Annotated in this window: 12 protein-coding genes; 9 read left to right on the top strand and 3 right to left on the bottom strand. The window is 73.0% G+C overall.

Annotated features, from left to right (window positions below):
* Window positions 1-133 precede the first annotated feature (133 nt).
* Entirely contained in the window at window positions 134-787 is a 654-nt protein-coding gene (locus tag ACZ6O2_RS24045) for an MBL fold metallo-hydrolase (protein WP_350709178.1), read from the bottom strand.
* Between the two features lie 7 nt (window positions 788-794).
* Window positions 795-1,511, bottom strand: a complete 717-nt coding sequence (locus ACZ6O2_RS24040) for a maleylpyruvate isomerase family mycothiol-dependent enzyme (protein ID WP_466024353.1) — start codon at window positions 1,509-1,511, stop codon at window positions 795-797.
* A 173-nt stretch (window positions 1,512-1,684) separates the two neighbouring features.
* On the opposite strand from ACZ6O2_RS24040, the gene rsgA reads away from it, so the two are divergent.
* From rsgA to ACZ6O2_RS24015, 5 genes are all read left to right on the top strand, one after another.
* Window positions 1,685-2,737, top strand: a complete 1,053-nt coding sequence (rsgA, locus tag ACZ6O2_RS24035; protein WP_466024352.1) for a ribosome small subunit-dependent GTPase A — start codon at window positions 1,685-1,687, stop codon at window positions 2,735-2,737.
* 412 nt (window positions 2,738-3,149) lie between these two features.
* Entirely contained in the window at window positions 3,150-6,089 is a 2,940-nt protein-coding gene (gene uvrA, locus ACZ6O2_RS24030; protein ID WP_466024351.1) for an excinuclease ABC subunit UvrA, read from the top strand.
* A 151-nt stretch (window positions 6,090-6,240) separates the two neighbouring features.
* The gene (locus ACZ6O2_RS24025; RefSeq protein WP_350709170.1) at window positions 6,241-6,723 is read left to right on the top strand and encodes a Rieske (2Fe-2S) protein; all 483 of its coding nucleotides are present in this window, start codon (window positions 6,241-6,243) and stop codon (window positions 6,721-6,723) included.
* A gap of 234 nt (window positions 6,724-6,957) precedes the next feature.
* On the top strand, window positions 6,958-8,940 hold the full coding sequence (gene uvrC, locus ACZ6O2_RS24020) for an excinuclease ABC subunit UvrC (RefSeq protein ID WP_466024350.1): 1,983 nt from the start codon (window positions 6,958-6,960) through the stop codon (window positions 8,938-8,940).
* Window positions 8,941-9,522: 582 nt separating this feature from the next.
* Window positions 9,523-11,760, top strand: coding sequence for a hypothetical protein (locus ACZ6O2_RS24015; protein WP_466024349.1), 2,238 nt, complete (start codon window positions 9,523-9,525; stop codon window positions 11,758-11,760).
* A gap of 121 nt (window positions 11,761-11,881) precedes the next feature.
* Here the strand turns inward: ACZ6O2_RS24015 and recQ are convergent, their stop codons facing one another.
* On the bottom strand, window positions 11,882-13,735 hold the full coding sequence (gene recQ, locus ACZ6O2_RS24010; protein WP_466024348.1) for a DNA helicase RecQ: 1,854 nt from the start codon (window positions 13,733-13,735) through the stop codon (window positions 11,882-11,884).
* 358 nt (window positions 13,736-14,093) lie between these two features.
* Here recQ and rapZ point away from each other — a divergent pair, with 358 nt between their 5' ends.
* The 4 genes from rapZ to gap all read left to right on the top strand — a co-directional run bounded on the left by rapZ (window position 14,094) and on the right by gap (window position 18,274).
* Entirely contained in the window at window positions 14,094-14,981 is an 888-nt protein-coding gene (gene rapZ, locus ACZ6O2_RS24005; protein WP_350709376.1) for an RNase adapter RapZ, read from the top strand.
* The gene (locus ACZ6O2_RS24000) at window positions 14,978-15,973 is read left to right on the top strand and encodes a gluconeogenesis factor YvcK family protein (protein WP_466024347.1); all 996 of its coding nucleotides are present in this window, start codon (window positions 14,978-14,980) and stop codon (window positions 15,971-15,973) included. The genes rapZ and ACZ6O2_RS24000 overlap by 4 nt, the downstream gene beginning before the upstream one ends.
* Window positions 15,974-16,027: 54 nt before the next feature.
* Window positions 16,028-17,008: a DNA-binding protein WhiA gene (gene whiA / locus ACZ6O2_RS23995; protein ID WP_067304387.1), complete on the top strand. Its 981-nt coding sequence runs from the start codon at window positions 16,028-16,030 to the stop codon at window positions 17,006-17,008.
* 261 nt (window positions 17,009-17,269) lie between these two features.
* Window positions 17,270-18,274: a type I glyceraldehyde-3-phosphate dehydrogenase gene (gene gap / locus ACZ6O2_RS23990; RefSeq protein ID WP_350709160.1), complete on the top strand. Its 1,005-nt coding sequence runs from the start codon at window positions 17,270-17,272 to the stop codon at window positions 18,272-18,274.
* Window positions 18,275-18,316: the final 42 nt, after the last annotated feature.

The following is an 18,316-nucleotide window of genomic DNA, read 5'->3' as shown; positions in this document are numbered from 1 at the left end:
CGTGGTGGGGGAGGGAGGGGGGGGGTGGGGGGGGGTGTTGTTTGTTATTTTTGTGGGTGGGGCGAGGGCGACCCCCCCCCCCCCCCCAAGCCCCCCCCCCCCCCCCCCCCCCCCCCCCCCCCCCCGCCGGTGCTCACCAGCCCCGGGCGCGCCACTGGGGCAGCGCCGGGCGCTCCGCGCCGAGCGTGCTGTCCTTGCCGTGGCCGGGGTAGAACCAGGTGTCGTCGGGCAACCGGTCGAACAGCTTGTGCTCCACGTCGTCGATCAGCGCGGCGAACCGCTCCGGGTCCTTGTCGGTGTTGCCGACCCCGCCGGGGAAGAGGCTGTCGCCGGTGAACAGGTGTGGCGTCCCGGCCGGGTCGCGGTAGAGCAGCGCGATCGAGCCGGGGGTGTGCCCCTTGATGTGGATGACCTCCAACGCGCAGTCGCCCACCGGCACGGTGTCGCCGTCGGCCAGCGTCTCCGCCTCGATCGGCAGCCCCGCCGCGTCGTCGGCGTGCACCAGCGGGCGGGCGCCCGTCTTGGCGACCACCTCCTCCAGCGCCACCCAGTGGTCCATGTGCTGGTGGGTGGTGACCACGGTGCCCAGCCCCGCGTCGCCGACCAGGTCGAGCAGGCGCGGGGCCTCGTTCGCCGCGTCGATCAGCACCTGCTCGCCGGTGGCCCGGCAGCGCAGCAGGTAGGCGTTGTTGTCCATCGGGCCCACCGACACCTTGGTGATGGTGAGCGCGTCGAGCTCGCGTACGGCCGGCGCACCGCCGGGCGTGACGTCTCCGCTGTAGGTCATGGTCTGGCTATATCCATTCCGGTGGTTGCGGCAGGGGACCGTCGGGGGTGACGGCCAGCACGGTGCCGGGGCTGCGGCCGATCAGCCAGGCGGCGAGTTCCGGGGCGGAGCCGGCGACCGTGGGCGCGGCCGAGCGGTCGCCGACGACGAGCTCGTGCCGGCTGCCGTCGAAGCGCAGCAGCATCGGCGGCACGTCGGCGCGGCCGGCGAGGTCGCCGGCGACCTCGTGCAGCAGCCGGTGGCCGAACGACTCGGGCCAGTCGGCCGGCCGGTAACCGGCGTCGAGGTCCACGTGGTGCACCTCGATCTCGCGCAGCCGGCCCCAGACCAGCATGGCCGTCGGCCACGGGCCGCGCCGGGTCTGGACCGTGCCCGCCCACGCCTCGACGGGCATCGCCGCGACCGCCTCGGCGAACCGGTCGGCCGAGCGGCGCAGGTCGTCGAGGTGGGCCTCGGGCGGCCGGGGAGCGCCGGCCTCGATGTCGGCCTCCCGGGCCGTCGCGGAGGCGTACATCGGGACGGGCTCGCCGGTGCGGGCCGCGGTGAACAGGTTGACGAAGCCGTCGGCGTTGCGGGCCAGGTGTGCCAGCACGTGCCCGCGGGTCCAGCCGGGCAGCAGGGAGGCGGCGGCGATGTCCGCACCGTCGAAGGTGGCCGCGGTCCGCAGCAGGCGGTCCGTGGCCGCGTCCACCTCGCCGGTCAGCAGGAGTGGATCAGTGGTCACGTACCGACCCTAACCGTCGGGCCGCCCCGAGTCGCCGGGGAAATCGCTTTCGGCGCGTCGTCGCGCGCCCTACCGTCGGCGTCGGACGCGGCACCGGAAGTCGGGGAGGAGGTGGTGACGTTGCCGGTCGCAGCACGCGTGCACCACCCGCTCCGACACCGATAAGGAATGCCATGACCATCGATATCACCGCCCTCGGCTGGGACGCCGACCGGGCGGCACACGTACGACGGCGCAGCGACCACCGCCCGGGCCGGGTGGCCCGGGTGGACCGGGGCGTCTGCACCGTGCTCTGTGCGGAGGGCCCGGTCCGCGCCACCCTGGGCGGGGCGGTCCTGGCCGCCGCCGCCGGGGACCTGACCCGCCTGCCCTGCGCCGGCGACTGGGTGCTGCTGGGCACCTGGCCGGACCGCAACGTGACCGTGGAGGCGGTGCTGCCGCGGCGCACCGCCCTGGTCCGGCGGACCGCCGGCAAGGACGCCAGCGGCCAGGTGCTGGCCGCCAACCTGGACGCCGCCGCGGTGGTGGAGCCGGTGCACCCGGAGCCGGACATCGGCCGGATCGAGCGGCTGCTGTCCCTGGCGCACGAGTCGGGCGCCCGGCCGCTGGTGGTGCTCACCAAGGCCGATTTGGCGGCCGACCCGCAGGCGGTGGCACGCCAGCTCACCGCCGTCGCCCCCGGGGTGCCGGTGCTGGCCGTCAGCGCCGAGCACGGCACCGGGCTGGAGCCGCTGCGCGCCGAGGTGGTGCCCGGCCGCACGCTCGGCCTGATCGGCCCGTCCGGTGCCGGCAAGTCGAGCCTGGTCAACGCGCTGGCCGGGGCCGTGGTGATGCCCACCCAGGCGATCCGGCGCGTCGACGGCAAGGGCCGGCACACCACCACGTGGCGGGCGCTGGTCCCGGTGCCCGGTGGCGGGGCGGTGCTGGACACCCCGGGGGTGCGGGCCGTGGGCCTGCTGGACGGCTCGGCGGGGCTGGACCGGGCGTTCGCCGACATCGCCGAGCTGGCCACCGGCTGCCGGTACGCCGACTGCGGGCACGACGGGGAGCCCGGCTGCGCGGTGCGCGAGGCGCTGGAGAACGGTGAGCTGCCGGCGCGGCGCTGGGAGAGCTGGCGCCGGTTGCAGCGGGAGGTGGCGTACGAGAGCCGGCGGCGCGAGGCGCGGCTGGCCGCCGAGCGGCGCGGCGGCTGGCGCTCCGCCCGCCGGCGGGCCGCCCGCCCCTGACGGGGTCGTCGCGACAGCGGCCGGTCGGCGCGTGGCGCTCGACCGGCCGCGGGCGGGCGCTTCGCGGGCGGGCGCTTCGCGGGCGGGCGCTTCGCGGGCGGGCGCTTCGCGGGCGGGCGCTTCGCGGGCGGGCGCTTCGCGGGCGGGTGCTTCGCGGGCGGGTGCTTCGCGGGCGGGTGCTTCGCGGCGGGTGCTTCGCGGCGGGTGCTTCGCCGTGGGCGCTCGGCCCGTGTCAGGGGTGGCCGGCGGCGCGGCCGACCGGGCTGAGCTGGGGGAATGTGCCGGCGGGGAAAAGTGTCGTACCTCGGGGCTAGAGTTGCCGGGGCGCCTTTCCTGTGCGCAGACAACCGCTCAGACCAGCCTCAGAGCGGACATTTCCGCCTCATCTTCTTCACCCGGGAGTACACGGACAGTGGCCGACCGACTGATCATCCGTGGCGCGCGCGAGCACAACCTGCGTGACGTCAGTCTCGACCTGCCCCGGGATGCCCTGATCGTCTTCACCGGGCTCTCCGGGTCGGGCAAGTCGAGCCTGGCCTTCGACACGATCTTCGCCGAGGGGCAGCGCCGCTACGTCGAGTCGCTGTCGTCGTACGCGCGGCAGTTCCTCGGCCAGATGGACAAGCCGGACGTCGACTTCATCGAGGGCCTCAGCCCGGCCGTCTCCATCGACCAGAAGTCCACCTCGCGCAACCCGCGCTCGACGGTGGGCACCATCACGGAGGTCTACGACTACCTCCGGCTGCTGTTCGCCCGCATCGGCGAGCCGCACTGCCCGGTCTGCGGCGAGCGGATCTCCCGGCAGACCCCGCAGCAGATCGTCGACCGGGTCCTCGCCATGGCCGAGGGCACCCGGTTCATGGTGCTCGCGCCGGTGGTGCGCGGCCGCAAGGGCGAGTACGTCGACCTCTTCGCCGAGCTCCAGGCCAAGGGCTACGCCCGGGCCCGGGTCGACGGCGTGGTGCACCCGCTCACCGAGCCGCCGAAGCTGAAGAAGCAGGAGAAGCACACCATCGAGGTGGTGATCGACCGGCTCACCGTCAAGCCGAGCGCCAAGCAGCGGCTGACCGACTCGGTCGAGGCCGCCCTGGGCCTCTCCAACGGCCTCGTGCTGCTCGACTTCGTCGACCTGGCCGAGGGCGACCCGGAGCGCGAGCGGCGCTACTCCGAGCACCTGGCCTGCCCCAACGACCACCCGCTCGCCATCGAGGACCTGGAGCCCCGGGTCTTCTCCTTCAACGCGCCCTACGGGGCGTGCCCGGAGTGCACGGGCATCGGCACCAAGAAGGAGGTCGACCCCGAGCTGGTCGTCCCCGACCCCGAGCGCAGCCTGCGCGAGGGCGCCATCCAGCCCTGGTCGACCGGGCACAACCTGGAATACTTCCTCCGCCTGCTGGAGGCCCTCGGCGAGGCCGAGCACTTCGACGTCGACACCCCGTGGCGGGCCCTGCCGTCCCGGGCGCAGAAGACGATCCTGCACGGCTCCGACGACCAGGTGCACGTGCGCTACCGCAACAAGTTCGGCCGTGAGCGCTCCTACTACACCGGCTTCGAGGGCGTGGTGCAGTGGATCGAGCGCCGGCACACCGACACCGAGTCGGAGTGGTCGCGGGAGAAGTACGAGGGCTACATGCGGGACGTGCCGTGCGCGGCCTGCGGCGGCGCCCGGCTCAAGCCCGAGGTGCTCGCGGTGACCCTGGCCGGCAAGAGCATCGCCGAGGTCTGCAACCTGTCGGTCGGCGAGGCCGCCGACCTGCTCGCCGGCATCGAGCTGACCGACCGGCAGAAGATGATCGCCGAGCGGGTGCTCAAGGAGATCAACGCCCGGCTGAAGTTCCTGCTCGACGTCGGCCTGGACTACCTCTCCCTGGACCGCCCGGCCGGCACCCTCTCCGGCGGCGAGGCGCAGCGCATCCGGCTGGCCACCCAGATCGGCTCCGGCCTGGTCGGGGTGCTCTACGTGCTCGACGAGCCGTCGATCGGGCTGCACCAGCGGGACAACCACCGGCTCATCGAGACCCTGGTCCGGCTGCGCGGCCTGGGCAACACGCTGATCGTGGTCGAGCACGACGAGGACACCATCCGCACCGCCGACTGGATCGTCGACATCGGCCCGGGCGCCGGCGAGCACGGCGGCAAGATCGTGCACAGCGGCTCGGTGCCGGCGCTGCTGGAGAACCCTGAGTCGGTGACCGGGGCGTACCTGTCCGGCCGCCGGTCCATCCCGACGCCGCAGCAGCGTCGCCCGCAGACCGCCGGCCGGGAGTTGGTCGTGCACGGCGCGCGCGAGCACAACCTGCGCAACCTGACCGTGTCGTTCCCGCTGGGTCAGCTCATCGCGGTCACCGGGGTCAGCGGCTCCGGCAAGTCCACGCTGGTCAACGACATCCTCTACGCGGTGCTGGCCAACCAGATCAACGGCGCGCGGCTGGTCCCCGGCCGGCACACCCGGGTCTCCGGGCTGGAGCACGTCGACAAGGTGGTCGGCGTCGACCAGTCGCCGATCGGGCGTACCCCGCGGTCCAACCCGGCCACCTACACGGGGGTCTGGGACCACGTCCGCAAGCTCTTCGCGGAGACCACCGAGGCCAAGGTCCGGGGGTACGGTCCGGGCCGGTTCTCGTTCAACGTCAAGGGCGGCCGCTGCGAGGCGTGTTCCGGCGACGGCACCATCAAGATCGAGATGAACTTCCTGCCCGACGTGTACGTCCCGTGCGAGGTCTGCAAGGGCGCCCGCTACAACCGGGAGACCCTGGAGGTCCACTACAAGGGCAAGACCGTCTCCGACGTGCTGGAGATGCCGATCGAGGAGGCGGCGGAGTTCTTCTCCGCGATCCCGGCCATCCACCGGCACCTCAGGACGCTGGTGGACGTCGGCCTGGGCTACGTCCGGCTCGGCCAGCCCGCGCCGACGCTGTCCGGCGGCGAGGCGCAGCGGGTCAAGCTCGCCTCGGAGCTGCAGAAGCGCTCCACCGGCCGGACGGTCTACGTCCTCGACGAGCCGACCACCGGCCTGCACTTCGAGGACATCCGCAAGCTGCTGATGGTGCTGGAAGGGCTGGTCGACAAGGGCAACACGGTGATCACGATCGAGCACAACCTCGACGTGATCAAGTCGGCCGACTGGCTGATCGACATGGGCCCCGAGGGCGGTCACCGGGGCGGCACGGTGCTCGCCACCGGCACCCCCGAGGAGGTCGCCGAGGTGCCCGAGAGCCACACCGGGCAGTTCCTGCGGCAGGTGCTCAAGCTCGACGGCGAGGCCAAGGGCGCGGTGGCGGCCACCTCCCGGGCGGCCAAGGCCAACGGCGCGAAGTCCCGCGCGCGGAAGGTCCCGGCCGGAGCCCGCTGAGGCGCGCCGGCACCCGACCGGGCGGGCCGTCGGGCCCGTCCGGCCAGCCCGGCGCTCGCCGATCGGGTGAACCGTCGGGCACAGTGTTGCGTGTACCCGAGCGTGGCCGCGGATCATCACTGGGCGGCGGCAGCCGAGAGAGAGGCAAGGCATGAGTGACGAGCAGGAGCTGACCGGGCCGGCGGCGCAGACCCGGCGCGCCCTCCTCACGGGCGCCGGCGCGGTCGGCGCGGCGGTGGTCCTGGCTGCCTGCGGCAGCGACGACTCCGGCGGCGGCGCGACCCCGACCAGCGGCGGCCCGGCGGTGCCCAGCACCGGCGACGCCGGCGGCGGCGACCGCGCGGGTGCGCAGTCGTTGGCCCGCACCGCCGACATCCCGGTCGGCGGCGGCGCCGTGTTCGCCGCGCAGGGCGTGGTGATCACCCAGCCGACCGCAGGGCAGTTCAAGGCTTTCGACCCGATCTGCACCCACCAGGGCTGCCCGGTGTCGAACGTCGACGGCGGCACCATCAACTGCACCTGCCACTTCAGCAAGTTCTCCATCGAGGACGGCTCGGTGAAGGGCGGCCCGGCCACCAAGCCCCTCCCGCCGAAGAACATCAAGGTCACGGGCGACCAGATCTCGCTGGCCTGACCGGACGCACCGCGGCCGGCGACCCCACCGGGTCGTCGGCCGCCGTCATCCCGTCGTGGCGTCCGCGTCGACCATCGACGGCCGGCCGGCGGGGCTCCCCGAGGGCGGCCGGCGGCAGGAACCGCTCCAGCACCAGGACGCCGGCCATGCCGCCGGCGGGTCGTCCACCGGGCGGGCGGGGCGGCGCCCGCGCTCCTCCCGGGGGTGTCGGAGGCGCGGACTAGGCTTGCTGCCGTGGCTGACCCCTCGACCTACCGTCCCGCGCCCGGCACGATCCCGGAGTCACCGGGGGTCTACCGGTTCCGCGACGGCACCGGCCGGGTGATCTACGTCGGCAAGGCGAAGAACCTGCGCAGCCGCCTCAACTCCTACTTCGCGGACCTGTGGGGCCTGCACCAGCGCACCCAGCAGATGGTCACCACCGCCGAGTCGGTCGACTGGGTCACGGTCGGCACCGAGGTCGAGGCGCTCCAGCTCGAATACACCTGGATCAAGCAGTACGACCCGCGCTTCAACGTCCGCTACCGCGACGACAAGTCGTACCCGTACCTGGCGGTCACCCTCGACGAGGAGTTCCCGCGCCTGCAGGTGATGCGGGGTGCCAAGCGCAAGGGGGTGCGCTACTTCGGGCCCTACTCGCACGCCTGGGCGATCCGCGAGACGCTCGACCTGCTGCTGCGGGTCTTCCCGGCCCGCACCTGCTCCGCCGGGGTGTTCAAGCGCGCCGGCCAGGTCGGCCGCCCCTGCCTGCTGGGCTACATCGGCAAGTGCTCGGCGCCGTGCGTCGGCAGCGTCACCCCCGAGCGGCACCGCGAGATCGTCGACGGTTTCTGCGAGTTCATGGCCGGCCGCACCGACACGATGGTCCGCAAGCTGGAACGGGAGATGACCGAGGCCAGCGAGCAACTGGAGTTCGAGCGGGCGGCCCGGCTGCGCGACGACATCGCCGCGTTGCGCCGGGCGATGGAGAAGCAGACGGTGGTGCTCGGCGACGGCACCGACGCCGACGTGGTCGCGTTCGCCGACGACCCGCTGGAGGCGGCCGTCCAGGTGTTCCACGTCCGCGACGGCCGGGTCCGGGGCCAGCGCGGCTGGGTGGTGGAGAAGACGGAGGACCTGACCACGGGCGACCTGGTGCACCATTTCTGCACGCAGGTCTACGGCGGCGAGCAGGGCGAGGCCGACGTGCCGCGCGAGCTGCTCGTGCCGGAGTTGCCCGCCGACGCCGTCGCGCTGGCCGATTGGCTCTCCAGCCACCGGGGCAGCCGGGTGACGCTGCGGGTGCCGCAGCGCGGCGACAAGCGGTCCCTGCTGGAGACGGTCGAGCGCAACGCCAAGGACGCCCTCGCGCGGCACAAGCTGCGCCGCGCCGGCGACCTGACCACCCGGAGCAAGGCCCTCGACGAGATCAGCGAGGCGCTCGACATGCGCACCTCGCCGCTGCGCATCGAGTGCTTCGACATCTCGCAGATGCAGGGCACCGACGTGGTGGCCAGCATGGTCGTCTTCGAGGACGGGCTGCCCCGCAAGAGCGAATACCGACGGTTCATCATCCGTGGCGCCACCGACGACCTCTCCGCCATGTCGGAGGTGCTGCGCCGCCGTTTCGCCCGTTATCTCGACGCCCGCGCCGAGACCGGTGAGGTGGGCGTCGAGCCGGCCGACGACCCCGACGCCCCGGCCGGGCAGGCCGGGTCCGACGAGCCGCGGGTCGGCACCCTGATCGACCCGACCACCGGCCGGCCGCGCAAGTTCGCGTACCCGCCGCAGCTGGTGGTGGTCGACGGCGGTGCGCCTCAGGTCGCGGCGGCGGCCCAGGCCCTCGCGGAGCTGGGCGTCGACGACGTGGCGCTCTGCGGCCTGGCGAAGCGGCTGGAGGAGGTCTGGCTGCCCGACGACGAGTTCCCGGTCATCCTGCCGCGCACGTCCGAGGGGCTCTACCTGCTGCAACGGGTGCGCGACGAGGCCCACCGCTTCGCCATCACCTTCCACCGGCAGCGGCGCTCGAAGCGGATGACCGAGTCGGCGCTGGACAAGGTCCCCGGCCTGGGCGAGGTGCGGCGCAAGGCGCTGCTGCGGCACTTCGGCTCGCTCAAGCGGCTCTCCGCCGCCACCGTCGAGGAGATCACCGAGGTGCCCGGCGTCGGTCGGCGCACCGCCGAGGCGGTCCTCGCCGCCCTCGGCGGCGAGGCGAAGGCCCCGCCGGCGGCGGACTGACCCCGCTGTCGGCGGCGGCCGGCCGGCCCGCTCAGCCGGCAGCCGGCCGCTCGGCCAGGACGCCCAGTCCGGACGTCTCTGCTCCGTGCCGGAACGGCCCCTTGCGGGCCCTTGCCTTCTTCCGGGCCCCCGAGCCGCCGGTGGCACGGCCACCGGCTCACGCCCACCGGGCCGCCGCCGGGGCCCGCGGCCGGCTGTCGCGCCCGACTGCGTCAGGGTCTTGACATCCGACGCGTTCGATATACGGTCAAGGCCGTAATGCGGCCTCTTGATGGCGGGTGGGAAGCCGTCGACAGCCGCGAATCTCTCCTTCACGCCACCGCCCTGACGGAGGTCGACTTGCTCATATCGATGCGGAAACTGCGCCTGGCCATAGCGGCCGGTGTCCTCATGGCGTCAACGGGTAGCGGGGCTCTCGCCGCTGCGCCGGTCCAGCCGCTGACCGTGGACTCGGTCGTGCGGAACGGTGGATTCGAGGATCCTGCCCCGGCCACCGCAATTCCGGGCTGGACCCAAAGATACGGGACGGGCGGCTTCAGCGTTGTCGCATCGCCGACGCGCGGCGGGTCGCAGGCGCTCTCCATGGAGGATCGCAGCAACACCGGCCAGTTTGGCCTGCTCAGCGACCCGGTGCCGGTGATCGCTGACCAGAGGTACGACTTCGGGGCCTGGGTGCTCGTCAAGCAGGGCATTCCGTCGATCGTCGTCTACTACTACGACGCGGCGGGCCGGCAGCTGTCCAGCAGCTCGCACCGCATCTCCTACAGCGACCCGACGGCCTGGGCCTGGGAAGCGGTGACCGCGACAACCCCCGTGGGGACGGCCACCGCCCGGATCCTGCTCTACTCGTCCACCGGCGACGTCACCAGCGTCACCTGGGACGACGTCACCTTCCGGCGCGCTGTGCCGCGGACCGAGACCTCCATCGGGCACCCGGTGGTGGCCGCCAACATCCTCGACACCGCGTACGGCGTGGGGCCCGACGGTCGCGAGGAGATCTACGCCGTCACCACGGGTACGCCCGCCCGGTTCGAGGTGATCGACGTAGCGTCCGGCGATCTCAGGCACGCGGTCTCCCTGCCCGCCGGCGCACAGGGATCATGGACAGTCATCACTGGCGGCGACGGCTCGGTATACGTCGGTGCCTACAACGACGGGGCGCTCTACCGCTGGTCGCCGTCGACCGCCAAGCTGGAGTCGCTGGGCCGGGCCACTCCGAACGCCATGTACCTGTGGGACCTGGAGGTCGACGAGAACGGCATCGTCTGGGGTGGCACCTACCCGAAGGGTGAGGTGTTCAGCTTCAACCCCGCCACCGGTGACTTCACCAGCTACGGCAGCGTCTCGGAGGAGGCGTACGTGCGCAGCGTCGCCGTCGCCGACGGACTGGTCTACGCCGGCCTCGGCAGCTCGAAGCCGCGCATCGTCGTGCTCGATCCCGGCACCGGAACCCGGCGCACCATCGAACTTCCCGCCGAGCACCGCGACAACGAGTTCGTCTACTTCCTCGACATCCGGGGCGACACGATGTTCGCCCGGGTCACCCCGGGCAACCACCTGCTCGCCTACGACCTGAAGCGGGGTGAGTGGGCCACCGATCTCGGGCCGACCTCGTTCGGCAGTGTGTCGGAGCCCGGGCCGCAGCGGGACGTCTACTACATCGACGCGGCCGGTGAACTGCGTGCCTACAACCTCACATCCGGCAAGGTGCGGGGGACGGGCATGAAGGACCTCAAACCGGCGCGGGACTTCGGCTGGGTGCACCTGGGCAGCGCAGACTTCCCGGGCAACACGCTCGCGTTCATGTACCAGACCGGCGAGCTGGCTCTCTACAACCCGGTGACCGGAAAGCACGACATCCGCCAGGCCGACGTGGAGACGGCGCCGATCAAGATCCAGTCGATCGGCCGGGGACCCGACGGTCGGATCTACACCGGCGGTTACATGTACGAGGGTGTCTCCGCGTACGACCCGGCAACGGGGACCACCGAGCAGCTGCCGCGCGGGCACGTCGGGCAGGTCGAGGGGATGCTGGCCCACGACGGCGACCTCTACCTCGGGACGTACACCCGGGCCAACCTGTACCGGTACGACCCGAGCCGGCAGTGGGACGGCACCACCAACCCCGAGCACATCGGCGCCCTGGAGCACCTCGAGCAGGACCGGCCGTTCGCCTGGGCGTCCGTGGGCGACCGGGTGGCCTTCGGCACTGTCCCCTCCTACGGCAAGCTCGGCGGGGTCCTCGGCCTGTACGACCCGCAGACCGGGGAACTTGTCACGCACCGGGATGTCGTTCCGGGCCACAGCATCGTGTCGCTGGCCGCGGCGGGCCAGGTGCTCTTCGCCGGCACCTCCGTCCACGGTGGGCTGGGCTCCACGCCGACGGACCGGACCGCGAAGATCTTCGCCTGGGACACCACCCGCGCCGCCAAGCTGTGGGAGATCACGCTCAGCCCGGAGGTCGAGGCCGTGACCGCCCTGACCGTCGCCCCGAACGGCAACCTCTGGGCGATCGACATGGGTCGGTTGTACGAGCTGGACCCGGCCACCGGCCAGGTGCTGCGCAAGACCCAGCTCACCCCGTACCTGTGGCAGGGGGCCGCCGTCTGGGTCAGCGCGGACCTCGAGTTCGCTGAGGACGGCACCCTGTACGCGTTGAGCCGGGGCAACCTCTTCCAGGTCGATCCGACGACACTGGAGCCACGGCGGTTGGCCAACGGGATCACCAACTACACCTTCGCCCGCGACGGGCACACGTTGTACTACACCCGTTCCGACGAGGTGTTCCGCCTCAGCCCTGAGGCAGACGCCGCCGGCTGATCCGGACCGCCGGGCCGCAGCGGCGAGTAACCGCGATCGGGTCGGGAGGCTCTGCTTCCCGACCCGATCGTCGCGCCCGGCGCACCCCGTCGCCGGCAGCTTCAGTCGAGTGGCCGGTGGCTCAACCGGCCGCCGGCTCCGTGGCCAGGACGGTCAGGATCTGCTCGCCGTACTTGGCGAGCTTGTTCTCGCCGACGCCGCTGACCCCGGATAGCTCCGCCAGGGATGCCGGCGCGTCGGTGGCGATCTGCCGCAGCGTCGCGTCGTGGAAGATCACGTACGCCGGGACGCCCTGCTCCTTGGCGGTGGCCGCCCGCCAGGCGCGCAGCCGCTCGAAGACCCCGGTGGCCGCCGGGGACAGGTCGGCCACGACGGTGGCCGCCCCCCGCGGCTTGGCCGCCCGGGGCGAGGCGACCCGCTCCGGCTCGCGCCGCATCATCACCGTGCGGCGGCGGCCCAGCACCTCCGCGCTGGCCTCGGTCAGGGCCAGCGTGCCGTAGTCGCCCTCGACCGCCAGCAGCCCCTCGGCGAGCAGTTGCCGCACCACGCCGCGCCACTCGGCCTCGCGCAGCTCGCCGCCGATGCCGAACACGGTCAGCGAGTCGTGGCCGTGCTGGGTGACCTTGTCGGTCGTGCGGCCGAGCAGGATGTCGACGCAGTGCCCCGCGCCGAAGCGCTGGTTGCGTTCCCGGTCGAGCCGGAACACCGTGGACAGCAGCTTCTGCGCCGCGACGGTGCCGTCCCACGACTCCGGCGGGTCGAGGCAGGTGTCGCAGTTGCCGCAGGCGGCCGTCGCCTGCTCGCCGAAGTAGTCGAGCAGTTGGGCGCGGCGGCAGCGGACCGTCTCGCAGAGCGCCAGCATCGCGTCGAGGTGGGCGGCGAGGTTGCGCCGGTGGGCGAGGTCGCCCTCCGAGGTCTCGATCATCTTGCGCTGCTGCACCACGTCCTGCAGCCCGTACGCCAGCCAGGCGGTCGACGGCAGCCCGTCCCGCCCGGCGCGGCCGGTTTCCTGGTAGTAGCCCTCGACGGACTTGGGCAGGTCGAGGTGGGCGACGAAGCGGACGTCGGGCTTGTCGATGCCCATGCCGAAGGCGATGGTCGCCACCATCACCAGGCCGTCCTCGCGCAGGAAGCGCTGCTGGTTCCGCGCGCGGGTCGCCGCGTCCAGGCCGGCGTGGTAGGGCAGCGCGGCGATGCCGTTGGCGGTGAGGAACTCCGCCGTCTTGTCCACGGAGGCACGGGACAGGCAGTAGACGATGCCGGCGTCGCCGGGGTGTTCGTCGCGCAGCAGGCCCAGCAGTTGCTTGCGGGGCTCGCGCTTGGGCACGATCCGGTACTGGATGTTGGGCCGGTCGAAGCTGGCCACGAAGTGCCGGGCGTCGGTGAGCTTCAGCCGGGTGGCGATCTCGGCGCGGGTCGCGCTGGTCGCGGTGGCCGTGAGCGCGATCCGGGGCACGTCCGGCCAGCGTTCGTGCAGCATCGACAGGGCGAGGTAGTCGGGGCGGAAGTCGTGCCCCCACTGCGACACGCAGTGCGCCTCGTCGATGGCGAACAGGCCGATGCGGCCCCGGTCGAGCAGCTGCTGCACCGGGCGGGTGCCCAGCGCCTCCGGGGCGAGGTAGAGCAGGTCCAGTTCGCCGCCGACGAACGCCCGCTCCACCGCGCGGCGGGCGTCGAGGTCCTGCGTCGAGTTGAGGAAGCCGGCCCGCACGCCGACCGCGGTCAGCGCGTCGACCTGGTCCTGCATCAGCGCGATCAGCGGCGAGACCACCACCGCCACGCCGTCACGCACCAGCGCCGGGATCTGGTAGCACAGCGACTTGCCGCCACCGGTCGGCATCAGCACCAGCGCGTCGCCGCCGGCCACCACGTGGTCGATCACCTCCTGCTGGAAGCCGCGGAAGGCGTCGTAGCCGAACACCCGGCGCAGCGTCTCCAGGGCGTCGGACGTGCGCAGGTCGGTGGGGGAAGCCATCCGGGGATTCTACGAACCGCCCCCGACACCCGGCCGGCCCGAGCCGCCCCGGCACGCCGGTCGTGCCCGGACGGCCGGACACCGGCGGCTCCCCACCGCCCGCCGGGCACCGGCTCCCCACCGCCCGCCGGACACCGCCGGCTCCCCACCGCCCGTCGGGCGGGGTGGCCGGGCCGGACGCCGACGGCGGTGCGGCAGCCCGCCGGGCCACGCCGCCCGCGGGCGTACGACGGTGGGCCGGCAGCGGCGGGATAGAGTCGCTGATTGACCACGCGCGGCCGGGTGTCCCGGCCGCGGCGCCACGGCTGGGGGGTAGTGGGTGAGCGAGGCGCGTACGGCCGAGGATCGGGGCGCGACGGTGACGGGGCAGCCGGCCCCGGCGGAGCCGGACACCACCCTGGTGGTGGTCACCGGCCTCTCCGGCGGCGGTCGCAGCACGGTCGCCCGGGCGCTGGAGAACGTCGGCTTCTACGTGGTGGACAACCTGCCCCAGGCGCTCATGCTCGACATGGCGGAGCTGGCGTTCAAGGCCGGCGGGGCGGCCCGGCGCACCGCGATGGTGCTGGACGTGCGCTCGCGTGCCTTCTCCACCGACCTGGCGGGGGCGATCCGGGAGCTGAAGGAGCGCGGCTTCTCGCCCCGGGTGGTGTTCGTCGACGCCGACGACGAGGTGCTGATCCGGCGGTTCGAGAGCGTCCGCCGGTCGCACCCGTTGCAGGGCGACGGGCGGCTCGCCGACGGCATCGCGGTCGAGCGCGGCCTGCTGGAGGAGGCCCGCGACCAGGCCGACGTGATCATCGACACCAGTCACCTGAACGTCAACCAGCTCCGCCGTCGCATCGAGGAGCTGTTCGGCGGCGAGGACGCCCGCCGGCTGCGGGTCACCGTGCTCTCCTTCGGCTTCAAGTACGGCCTGCCGCCGGACGCCGACTTCGTGCTCGACGCCCGTTTCCTACCCAACCCGTACTGGGTGCCCGAGCTGCGCGAGCACACCGGCCGGGAGGAGGCGGTCAGCTCGTACGTGCTGGGGCAGGAGGGCGCGGACGCCTTCGTCGCCTCGTACGCCGACCTGGTCAACGCCACCACCGCCGGCTTCGAGCGGGAGGGCAAGCGTTACCTGACCGTCGCGGTCGGCTGCACCGGCGGCAAGCACCGCAGCGTGGCCATCGCCGAGGAGTTGGCGGCCCGGCTGCGCCAGTCCGGCCTGGCGGCCAACGCCCAGCACCGCGACCTGGGGCGCGAGTGACGGCGACGCGGGTGGTCGCCTTCGGCGGCGGGCACGGCCTGTCCGTCTCGCTGCGCGCGTTGCGCCGCTGCGCCCCCGAGCTGGACCTGGACATCACGGCGGTGGTCACCGTCGGCGACGACGGCGGCTCCAGCGGCCGGCTGCGCGCCGAGCGGGGTGGCCTGCCCCCGGGCGACCTGAGGCAGGCGCTGGTGGCGCTGGCGGGGGACCACCCCGCCACGCGGCGCAGCGCCGGCCTGTTCCAGCACCGCTTCGCCGAGGTGCCGCCGCCGGGCTCCGCGGACCCGGCCCCTGGGCGGGGCGACGGGCTGGCCGGGCACGCGGTGGGCAACCTCGTGCTCTGCGGGCTGATGGAGCTGCTCGGCGACCCGGTGGCCGCCCTGGAGCACGCCGGTGCGATGCTCGGCGCGGTGGGCCGGGTGCTGCCGATGTCCTGCGAGCCGGTGGGCATCGAGGCGCGGGTGCGCGGCGCCGACCCGAGCCGGCCGGACGAGGTGCGTACGGTCACCGGCCAGCACCAGGTCGCGGTGACCACCGGCCGGGTGGAGTCGCTGCGGCTGACCCCGGGCGCCCCGCGGGCCTGCCCACAGGCGGTCGCCGCGATCGGCGCGGCGGACTGGCTGATCTTCGGGCCGGGCAGCTGGTACACGAGCGTGCTGCCGCACCTGCTGGTGCCGGAGTTGGCCGCCGCCGTCGTCGCCAGCCCGGCGCGGCGGCTGGTGACGCTGAACCTCGCGTCGGAGAAGGAGACGCTCGGGCTCTCCCTGGCCGACCACCTGGCCGCGTTGCGCTGGTACCTGCCGGAGTTGAAGGTCGACCATGTGGTCGCCGATTCCAAGGCGGCGGGTGACCCCGAACCGGTCGAACGTGCGGCAGAATCGCTGGGTGCCCGCCTGGTCCTCGCTCCCGTCGCGGTCACCGACGGCACTCCCCGTCATGATCCGGCCGCTCTGGGCGCCGCACTGGTGCCTGTCCTGGGCGCCGATCGTTAGACACGTACGTAATCTCCGGCGACACGCCGGAACAGGTCCGTGAGGGGACGCACAATGGCGATGACGGCTGCGGTCAAGGACGAGCTGAGTCGGGTCGACGTGCCCAAGCCCTGCTGCCGGCGGGCGGAGATGGCGGCGCTGCTGCGCTTCGCCGGCGGGCTGCACATCGTCTCCGGTCGGGTGGTGGTGGAGGCCGAACTCGACACCGGGGCGGTGGCCCGGCGGCTGCGGCGGGAGATCGCCGAGGTCTACGGCTACCCCAGCGAGATCCACGTGCTGGCCTCCGGCGGCCTGCGCAAGGGCAGCCACTTCATCGTGCGGGTGGTCAAGGACGGCGAGGCCCTCGCGCGGCAGACGGGGCTGCTCGACGTCCGGGGCCGCCCGGTGCGGGGCCTGCCACCGCACGTCGTCGCCGCGAACGTCTGCTGCGCGGTGTCGGCCTGGCGGGGCGCGTTCATGGCGCACGGCTCGCTGACCGAGCCCGGCCGCTCCAGCGCGCTGGAGATCACCTGCCCCGGCCCCGAGTCGGCGCTGGCCCTGGTCGGCGCGGCCCGCCGGATCGGCATCACCGCCAAGAACCGCGAGGTGCGCGGGGTGGACCGGGTGGTGGTCAAGGACGGCGACGCGATCGCCGCGCTGCTCACCCGCATCGGCGCGCACTCCAGCGTGCTGGCCTGGGAGGAGCGCCGGGTCCGCCGCGAGGTCCGGGCCACGGCGAACCGGCTGGCCAACTTCGACGACGCCAACCTGCGCCGCTCGGCGCGCGCCGCGGTGGCCGCCGCCGCCCGGGTCACCCGGGCGCTGGAGATCCTCGCCGACGACGCCCCGAACCACCTGACCTCGGCCGGTCAGCTGCGCCTGGAGCACCGGCAGGCGTCGCTGGAGGAGCTGGGCGCGCTGGCCGACCCCCCGCTGACCAAGGACGCCATCGCCGGCCGGATCCGCCGGCTGCTGGCGCTGGCGGACAAGCGGGCCCGAGACCTCGGCATCCCGGATACGGAAGCGGCCGTCACGCCCGACATGCTCGTGGTCTGATAGGACGGTGAGGCGTCGCGCCGCGGACGGATCTCCACCCGCCGCAGCGCGGCGGCACACGCTCGGATAGGGTCGCTGCGTACGGCAAGGGGGCCGGCACAGGCACTCCTCGCCGTGCACACCGCCTCGGGCGGTCAGGTCTCCACGACCGCGGCGGGGTGGCCGAGATGAACCGTCAACGGCCGGCTCCAACGGTCGGCGCACACCACTTCGCCGGCTGTTATCCCACGCCGGCGGACAGAACGCGAGGAGATGGGACCTGTGACCATCCGGGTTGGCATCAACGGCTTCGGCCGGATCGGCCGCAACTTCTTCCGGGCAGTGCTGGCGTCCGGCGCTGACGTCGAGGTCGTGGCGGTCAACGACCTGACCGACAACGCGACGCTCGCCCACCTTGTCAAGTACGACAGCATCCTGGGTCGCCTCCCGCACGAGGTCAAGGCGACCGCCGACGAGATCACCGTGGGCGGCAAGACCATCAAGGCGTACGCCGAGAAGGACCCGGCGAAGCTGCCGTGGGGCGAGGTCGGCGCGGACGTGGTCATCGAGTCCACCGGCTTCTTCACCGACGCCACCAAGGCCAAGGCGCACATCGACGGCGGGGCCAAGAAGGTCATCATCTCCGCGCCGGCGAAGAACGAGGACGTCACGGTGGTGATGGGCGTCAACCAGGACCAGTACGACCCGGCCAAGCACACCATCATCTCCAACGCCTCCTGCACCACCAACTGCCTCGCCCCGATGGCGAAGGTCCTGCACGACACGTTCGGCATCCAGCACGGTCTGATGACGACGATCCACGCGTACACCCAGGACCAGAACCTCCAGGACGCGCCGCACAAGGACCTGCGCCGCGCCCGCGCCGCCGCGCTGAACATCGTGCCGACCTCGACCGGCGCCGCGAAGGCGATCGGCCTGGTGCTGCCGGAGCTGAAGGGCAAGCTGGACGGCTACGCGCTGCGGGTGCCGATCCCGACCGGCTCGACCACCGACCTCACGGTCAACCTCAACCGGGAGACCACGGTCGACGAGGTCAACGCCGCGATGAAGGCGGCCGCCGACGGGCCGCTCAAGGGCGTCCTGGTCTACAACGACGACCCGATCGTCTCCGCCGACATCGTCACCGACCCGGCATCGTGCATCTTCGACGCGCCGCTGACCAAGGTCGTCGGCAACCAGGTCAAGGTCGTCGGCTGGTACGACAACGAGTGGGGCTACTCCAACCGACTGGTCGACCTGGTCAAGCTGGTGGGTCAGTCCCTGTGAGTGCGAGGAGTGAGCTTGCGAGCCCCGCAGTCACGAACGGAG

The organism is Micromonospora sp. NPDC048040 (assembly GCF_055587185.1).
The sequence above is the reverse complement of the archived record's forward strand: the minus strand, read 5'-3'. Positions and strand labels throughout refer to the sequence as shown.